The 7,093-nt window shown below is 66.4% G+C and carries 8 protein-coding genes and 3 pseudogenes; 2 read left to right on the top strand and 9 right to left on the bottom strand.

Annotated features, from left to right (window positions below; all coding sequences use genetic code 11):
- Positions 1-140: 140 nt before the first annotated feature.
- Positions 141-254 (top strand): annotated as a pseudogene (locus HGB39_RS40090) (thiol reductase thioredoxin); the annotation flags it as partial.
- Between the two features lie 188 nt (positions 255-442).
- Complete coding sequence (locus HGB39_RS37555) at positions 443-730, top strand: hypothetical protein (protein WP_210753237.1); 288 nt, start codon at positions 443-445, stop codon at positions 728-730.
- A gap of 147 nt (positions 731-877) precedes the next feature.
- On the opposite strand, the gene HGB39_RS37550 is transcribed toward HGB39_RS37555, so the two are convergent.
- The 9 genes and pseudogenes from HGB39_RS37550 to HGB39_RS37520 form a co-directional block, all read right to left on the bottom strand.
- Positions 878-2,599, bottom strand: a complete 1,722-nt coding sequence (locus HGB39_RS37550) for a sensor histidine kinase (protein WP_005568254.1) — start codon at positions 2,597-2,599, stop codon at positions 878-880.
- Positions 2,600-2,608: 9 nt separating this feature from the next.
- Positions 2,609-3,256: a response regulator transcription factor gene (locus tag HGB39_RS37545; RefSeq protein ID WP_005568253.1), complete on the bottom strand. Its 648-nt coding sequence runs from the start codon at positions 3,254-3,256 to the stop codon at positions 2,609-2,611.
- Positions 3,257-3,687: 431 nt separating this feature from the next.
- Positions 3,688-4,533, bottom strand: coding sequence for a universal stress protein (locus HGB39_RS40630; protein ID WP_514120903.1), 846 nt, complete (start codon positions 4,531-4,533; stop codon positions 3,688-3,690).
- Between the two features lie 133 nt (positions 4,534-4,666).
- Complete coding sequence (locus tag HGB39_RS39445) at positions 4,667-5,131, bottom strand: DUF4010 domain-containing protein (RefSeq protein WP_005568248.1); 465 nt, start codon at positions 5,129-5,131, stop codon at positions 4,667-4,669.
- Positions 5,128-5,634 carry an MgtC/SapB family protein gene (locus tag HGB39_RS39440; protein ID WP_005568246.1) on the bottom strand — a complete coding sequence of 169 codons (507 nt, stop codon included), beginning with the start codon at positions 5,632-5,634 and terminating at the stop codon, positions 5,128-5,130. Before HGB39_RS39440 ends, HGB39_RS39445 begins: the two co-directional genes overlap by 4 nt.
- On the bottom strand, positions 5,622-5,870 hold the full coding sequence (locus HGB39_RS39435; protein ID WP_005568244.1) for a hypothetical protein: 249 nt from the start codon (positions 5,868-5,870) through the stop codon (positions 5,622-5,624). Before HGB39_RS39435 ends, HGB39_RS39440 begins: the two co-directional genes overlap by 13 nt.
- Positions 5,857-6,450: pseudogene (locus tag HGB39_RS39430) on the bottom strand (universal stress protein). The gene HGB39_RS39435 and the pseudogene HGB39_RS39430 overlap by 14 nt, the downstream one beginning before the upstream one ends.
- A gap of 194 nt (positions 6,451-6,644) precedes the next feature.
- Positions 6,645-6,764 (bottom strand): universal stress protein, encoded by a 120-nt coding sequence (locus HGB39_RS39425; protein ID WP_242323007.1) that lies wholly within the window; start codon positions 6,762-6,764, stop codon positions 6,645-6,647.
- Between the two features lie 152 nt (positions 6,765-6,916).
- Positions 6,917-7,093, bottom strand: a pseudogene (locus tag HGB39_RS37520) (hypothetical protein); the annotation flags it as partial.

Genomic DNA, 7,093 nt, shown 5'->3' with positions numbered 1-7,093 from the left:
GTGGAGACCAAGATCGGTCGTGCGCTGTTGCGAGGCGAAATCGAACCGGGTGGCACCATCGGTGTCACGGTGGACGGCGGCGAGCTCGCCGTCGCGTATGCGGAACCCGCCGTCGCGGCGGCCTGAGAAGAGGTGTCGTCATGGGATCCGACAAGGTGAAGTGTCCGAACTGCGGCAAGATCAACAAGGTGCCGGCGGCCGGGGAAGGAAAACCGCGCTGCGGGAACTGTCACGAGCCGCTGCCCCGGATCGCCCGGATCGCCCCGAATCGGTCCGAGCGCAGTCCGGTCCGGACCCCCAACTCGCTCAGCTCGAGGACCGCTGGCGGGCAATATCTGGATGATGGGTCAATTTGGACAGACTGCCAGTGTCCATGGGCAGGTCCGCCTTCGACCAGGAGCGGCATCTTCGTCACACAAAATTATCTGCTGCCCGAGGATAGATGTTCCCTTCAGACCAGCAAGTGTTGGCTACGCCGGAGGCGAGTGCGGTGGTGCAACGGAAGATGGCGAGCGCAGGGTTGACGGTGGGCACGCGCGTGCGGATCACCGCCGGAAGGGTCGATCGCATCTCGGCGACATCCGATCCCGCACGGACGGGTGTGATCGTGTACGACGTCGGTGTCGACTATGCGAATGTGCCACTCGACGACGGGAATCCGCGGGTGCGGCGCGGTTGGGAGTTCTCCTCGACGATGGGACGTTGCATTTTCACCACTCCGCGGACTTGACGTCGGTCGCTGCCCCGGCGCCGCCAGTCGAATCGACCAAGACCAAGTTGAGTGTCTGAGTGTGGAGTTCGGCGTGGTCCCTGATGCAGCAGCGGCGAGGGGCGCATCCCGTGTAGTCGAGCAAGATGTGATGGCTCGTGCGGTCGGTCAGGGGAGGGGGGCGGACCACCGGAGGGTGGTTCCGCCGCCCGGAGTAGTGCCAATGGTGCACTGCCCATTGGATTCGTGTGCGCGGGCAGCCAGGTTGTCGAGTCCACTTCTCGCGACGTTCTCGGGAATGCCGGTGCCGTCGTCCGCGACCTCGAGGACGAGATCGTCGTAGACGGAGATGCTGACCGTGATCGTGCCGGCGGCAGCGTGGCGGACCGTATTGCTCAGAGCTTCTCGAAGCACAGCTTCTGCATGGTCGGCCAGCGCGGCGTCGATCACGGACAGCGGACCAGACATGTGCACGGTGGTGCGCAACCCGGAGTCGGCGGTGACCTCGGCGATGATTTCGTGAAGCCGGCGTCGAAATTGGGTCGTTCCATCCGCACCGGAGTGAAGATCGAAGATCGCAAGACGAATGTCGCGCACGATGTCGTGGAGATCGTCCACCGATTGCCCCAATCGCTGTCTGACTTCCGGCGACTTCGCCCGCTGCAGGGTGCCCTGGAGGGACAGTCCGACCGCGAAGAGCCGTTGGATCACGTGATCGTGAAGGTCACGCGCAATGCGATCGCGGTCGGACAGCACGTCGAACTCGCGCATCCGCCGCTGGCTGTGGGCGAGCTGAAGGGCGACGGCCGCTTGATCCGCAAAGCCGGACATCAATGCCAACTGTTCGCCGGTGAACGGTGCGGCGTCGGCGTTGCGCAGTGCTACCAGCACCCCGGTCACCGATTGTGCCGCGCGCAGGGGCAGTACCAGGGCCGGGCCGAAGGGCGTGGCCGATTCGAAGCCGGGGTCGAACGCCAGCTCGGTGACGCGCAGGGGAGTTCTGTGGCGAAATGCCTGACCAGACGTCGACCCCTCCAGTGGGATGGTTCTGCCGAGGAGACGGCCGGGTACCGTGCCGGCGGATGCCGTCACGACGAGTTCGGTGACCTCATGCGACGGAGTGTCGGGATCTTCGGGGACGGCGAGGAAGGCGCTGTCCGCTGCGGTGAGGGCGAGCGCGTCGTCCGTTATCACCTGCAACACGTCGGTGGTGTCACTGCCGGCGAGCAATTCCGTGGCGATTTCACGAGTGGCCTCGAGCCAGGCCTGCCTCGTTCGTGACTCGTCGTACAACCTGGCGTTCTCGATCGCGATTCCCGCCGCGGCAGCCAACGCGCGGAGGACCACTTCGTCGTCGTCGTTGAAGGGCCGCCGGTTCGCCTTTTCGGTGAGATACAGATTTCCGAAGACCTTGTCGCGCGTCTGGATGGGGACACCGAGGAAGGTCGTCATCGGAGGATGATGGGGTGGGAATCCCGCCGAGGCGGGATGGACGGAGAGATCGTCGAGCCGCATCGGCTTCGGGTTGGTAATGAGGTATCCGATCAAGCCTCGCCCCCGCGGAAGTTCCCCGATGCGGGCGCGTGTCTCGTCGTCGATGCCCTCGAACAGGAACTCGCTCAACTCGCCGTCCGGGCCGAGGACCCCGAGTGCACCGTAGCGGGCGTCGACCAGGTTGATGGCGGCATGGACGATCGTGCGCAGCGTGTTGTCGAGATCGAGTCCCGAGATCACCGAGAGCACGGCGTCGAGCAGGCCGTCGACGTGGTCTCGTGCGTCCACGATCTGCTCGGCGCGATCCTGCACTTCGGTCAGGAGCTCGCGGAGTCGAAGCTCGGAGAGGCTGCCGAGGAGCGGCGGGCGATCGTGCTCGTCTGGTTGCCGTGTCACCGCGGGCGCCTACGACTCGGCGCGAGGCGGCGGCATCTTCGCGGCCAGGACGGCGGCTTGGGTTCGGCGCTCGACACCGAGTTTGGCCAGTAGCCGTGACACATAGTTCTTCACCGTTTTCTCGGCGAGAAACATCCGCTCCGCTATCTGGCGGTTGGTCAGCCCCTCGCCGAGGAGCGTGAGTAGTGTCCGCTCCTGATTGGTCAGGTGGCCAAATGGCCCCTTCCCTTCGCTCGAGGTCGCGCGCAACTTGTCCATCAGAGCGGCGGCGGCTCTACTGTCGAGCAGGGACTTGCCCGCCCCGACCTCGTGTACTGCCGCCGCCAATTCCATGCCCCGGATGTCCTTGAGGACGTACCCGCTCGCACCGGCGAGGATGGCGTCGAGCATGGCTTGCTCATCGGTGAACGAGGTCAAGATGAGGCATCGCAACTCGGGCATCCGCGCGTGTAACTCGCGGCACAGCTCGATGCCGTTGCCATCGGGAAGCCGTACGTCGAGGACAGCGACATCGGGCCGAAGGGCAGGCGCCCTCGCCATCGCCTGCGCGTAGGACGCGGCCTCGCCTATTACTGTCAGATCAGGATCAGCGGTGAGGAGATCCGCTATGCCGCGGCGCACGACCTCATGATCGTCTACGAGAAAGACATTGATCATACGGAAACCTCCAGTCCCCACGTCACAGATTACGCTGTCGACCGATACAAACAGGCGGAGGAGTTGACTTCGTCGTCGAGCTCAGCATCAGTAACACCTCATGCGGGCGTGTGCGCTCAATGTCAGGGCGGAGTCTGCCGGGCGAGGGGGGGAGCCCCTCCGGGCTCTCTCGGTCGCCGCCCCCGGACGGATGGGGGCCTGTTCCGGACGCCCGATTCCGGGAGCAACTCTCCGATTGCTAACCTGCTTTGCCGGGGTCGGTGAGCGGGTGAGCGCGGTGAGGCGCGTGAGCAGGTAGGCCATACTTCGTTATCGCCGCACCGCAGTCCATTTATGTGCCGGATTCGGTACTCGGTACTCGGGACCGGTATGGGGTCACCTAAACGGTAACGGGGAGTGCCAGGGCTTTCGTCGACGTGGTCGAGGCGGCATCACACCATTGCTACTGCAAGGCATGCGGTGCCGATGAGAGTCGCCGCTGCAGATACTCCGACCAGCGGAGTCGCGAGCCACGCCCCGAGACCGACGACCAAGCCGGCGACGGCGGCGCCCGACAGCAGGGCAAATGCCAGACCCAGGGGGCGTAGATACTTCACATCCCCGGGATCGTCGTCTCGGGTGGATACTGCGTCCTGACGCCAGGTCGGCTGTCCATGGTCTTCGACCATCGTGTCCTCCTTTGCCACGGTAACGGTCATGCCGGCTCGAGACCACGATCCGATAAACCCGCTGAGACGGGCAGGGTCGAAGGTCACTCGTTCGATGGACGCTGGTCTTCTCGCGTGCGAACAGGCCGCCGCCATCGGGTGTCCTTCGAAAGTCCCGTTCGGAAGGCTATCCGGGTCTGCGGGCTCGTCCCGCCGGAGGCCGGGAATGATCTGTGCGCAGTGTGCGTGGCGCACCACGGCCGAGCTGACGGGGCCGACCAGACCGCCAGTGAACTCGCCGAGTCCGCGGCGGCCGACCACGACCATCGCCGCACTCTCGGACCGCGCGACGAGCGCCGCGGGAGCGTACTGATGCGACAACTCGGCGCGGATCTCGACCGCTCCGCCGGCGTTCCCTGCCCCGGCGACTTCGACGGCTGCGGCGAGCTCATGCTGTGCCCTGGATTGCAGCTCCTTTCCATGACGCGGGCACGGCGTCCATGACGGCGGTAACTGACACAGGACAGCAGCAGCGGCGCCCTGCGAAGTGCCGCCTCTAGACCGGCCCACCACACCGCGTTCAACGACGACGAGGCCCCGTCCACCCACGACAATCGATGGATCGACCATTGCGACGTCCCGAGTGATCGATTGTGAGGTTCGGGTGGTCAGCGAATGAGCAACGCCCACACCGTTACTACCGTGATGGCGACTGGCGGGGCGAGCCAGGCCGCCAGTCGGAGGGCGAACGACACGGACCCGGCTATTGCTGCGAGCGTGAGCTTGGTGAGCAGGTTCGTGCCACAGCAACCGTCGCCGCCATCGTTGCGGCGTCGACCGACAACGATTCTCCGGTGGCCGAGGCTGCAGCAAGGGCCGCGGAATGTGCGTCGGCGAGGCCGCCCACGGCAGCCGCCGCGACCGCGCCGCCGCCACCGAAGACGTCGGCGGCGCCTCGGGTGACGACGAGCAGCAGCAGCAGTATTCCTGCCAGCGAGAGGGTCGCCGGGATGGAGATCGGCCGGTCCAACAGCCCGGCCGACAGATACTGCTCCTGGCCATCACCGCCCTCGGGGGTTCGCCCGCGCCGCCGGAGGAGCAGAAATGCAGTCTCTGCGGCGATCATCATTGTGGCGTCACCGAAGACGAGCGCGAGCCGGGACGAGACCTCAACATTGACGACCCTGGTGATGGCGACAGCGAGAACGATGGTGGATCTGTTGGTCACCAGGGCGGCGGCAGGGGGGCGGGCGAATCGGGGTGCTGCCGGGCTATGCGGCCCATGACCGCGGTGGTCGCGGCGCCCGACACGAAACCGCCCGCGAAGCCGACGATCAACAGCCCCACCGTGGACCGAGGATTCGGGTGGCCACATATCCGACCCATCCGATCAGGCTCAGCACGAGGATCAGTCGACCCGATGGTTGCAGGGTTCAACGCACCGTAGGGCCCGACGTCTCGTTCGGGAAGCAGAGGCAGGACGAGGAACGCGATGGCCAGCAGGACACAGAAGTCGGTGATGTCGCGCTCGTCGATCATGCGTTCGGCGAATTCGTGCATGGGGTATTTGACGGCGAGCAGGACCAGCACGATCACGGCGAGCGACGGGTGATGCCAGGCGAGCGCGCCGAGCAGGAACGCGACCAGGGCGGCGAACGCGGTGGTGGTTCCGGCGTCCGGTCGGGGAGCGTGCGCCCGGACCCAGTACCACGCCAGAATCAGCGCCGCCACGCCGACGAGACCGGCGGTGACGACCGGAGTGCCGAGATGCCCGGCGACAGCCCCTGCGAGGGGAATGAGCGGGAAGGTGCGGGCACCGGGGTAGCTCGGGTCGACCCGAGTCGGGGGCCGGGCTGTGCCTGCGCCGCATGTTCCCGCTCGATGCCCAGGCCGAGACCGATCAGCAGGGCCGCTGCGTAGCCGTAGGCGTGCAGCTCGGAGAGATCCACGGTCTCAACGCCCATCATTATGGGCGAACGTATCGGGCGCCTGTCGGTGACGGCAGATCATGACGGGGCATGGGGCCCGGTGCAGCATGTCCTGGCTGGTCGATCCGAGCAGTGTTCTCCTGAGGGGGCTGCGGCCGTGGCTCCCGACGATCAGGAGTTGCGCGTCGCGGCACCAACGCAGGAGGACCTCCGCCGGAGCACCGCATTCGGTGACTTCGGTGACGGCCACGTCGGGATACTGGTTCCGCTATCCGGCGAGGCTTTCGGAGAGGACGGCCTCCTCTGCGGCAGCGACCGGGTCGGCGGTGACGGGGGCCGTGGAAGGTGCCGACGCGGGGAGGAACCCCGGTTGCCACGAATGGACGGCCATGACCGAAGACCCGACAAGCGAGGCGAACTCGAACGCCTGGCCCACGGCGGCGGTACTGCATTCGCTGCCGTCCACCCCGACGACGACGGCCTTCGAGTCGGGCACCGCGTCTCGGCTCGTTCCGCGCCATACCGTGAGCACGCAGCGGGCCTGGTGGGTGAGCTGCAATGCCGTGCCGTTGAGGTATCCCTCGTCGCGCCTGGAATACGACGAACCGATCACCACCATGGAAGCGTCGCCGGCCAACCCGAGAAGGACGTCGCCGGCCGTCCCGGCGGGCAGCTGCGAACCCTCGACCGGAAGGGTGGGCTGATCGTTGCGCACGACCGAAAGCGCATTCGAGACGATCCGTTCGCCATCGGCACGAAAGGCTTCGGCCGGGGCTTCGTGCGACTCGCCGTAGAAGACCGTGGGCAACGGGACTACGTGAACCAGGTGGAGGGGAACGCCGGGTGGGCAGCGCCCACCGCCGCCCACCGCGCGGCCTGCGTCGCGGCCGACGAGCCGTCGACGCCGACGACGATGTGGCGCCTGTCGACCACGGACATCACCTCCCCGAGGTTACAGCCTCGTCCTCACCGCGCGGCTGAGTGAATCGTGTTCGCATTCAGGGGTGTCAGTGCGGACGACCCACCAATAGCGACTTCGGCGGCCACCAACCCTGCACTACTGGCTGATCGGAACGGCAACGGCTACTTACTTCCTGTTGACTGTCGTCGCCCAGTGCCCCCATCGCGAACTCCGCGCGGCCGGGAACCCCGAGCTTGCGTACGACGAAGGCATCGAGGGGTGCACCCAGGGCAGCCGCCACCTCCCACGCGACGGGTACACCTCCGCGCGCGAGGCCGAGGACGACGACGCGTGGGTCTCC

Origin of the sequence: Rhodococcus opacus, assembly GCF_012396235.1 — a bacterium.
GTDB lineage: Bacteria > Actinomycetota > Actinomycetes > Mycobacteriales > Mycobacteriaceae > Rhodococcus_F > Rhodococcus_F opacus.
Note: the sequence above shows the minus strand (reverse complement) of the source record. Positions and strands in the feature narration are given on the sequence as shown.

Bases quoted from the DNA above. Each gene is read 5' to 3' on its own strand.
- HGB39_RS37555 (WP_210753237.1), top strand. From the start codon at position 443: ATGTTCCCTTCAGACCAGCAAGTGTTGGCTACGCCGGAGGCGAGTGCG.
- HGB39_RS40630 (WP_514120903.1), bottom strand. From the start codon at position 4,533: ATGGTCGATCCATCGATTGTCGTGGGTGGACGGGGCCTCGTCGTCGTT.
- HGB39_RS37545 (WP_005568253.1), bottom strand. From the start codon at position 3,256: ATGATCAATGTCTTTCTCGTAGACGATCATGAGGTCGTGCGCCGCGGC.
- HGB39_RS39435 (WP_005568244.1), bottom strand. From the start codon at position 5,870: ATGATGGGCGTTGAGACCGTGGATCTCTCCGAGCTGCACGCCTACGGC.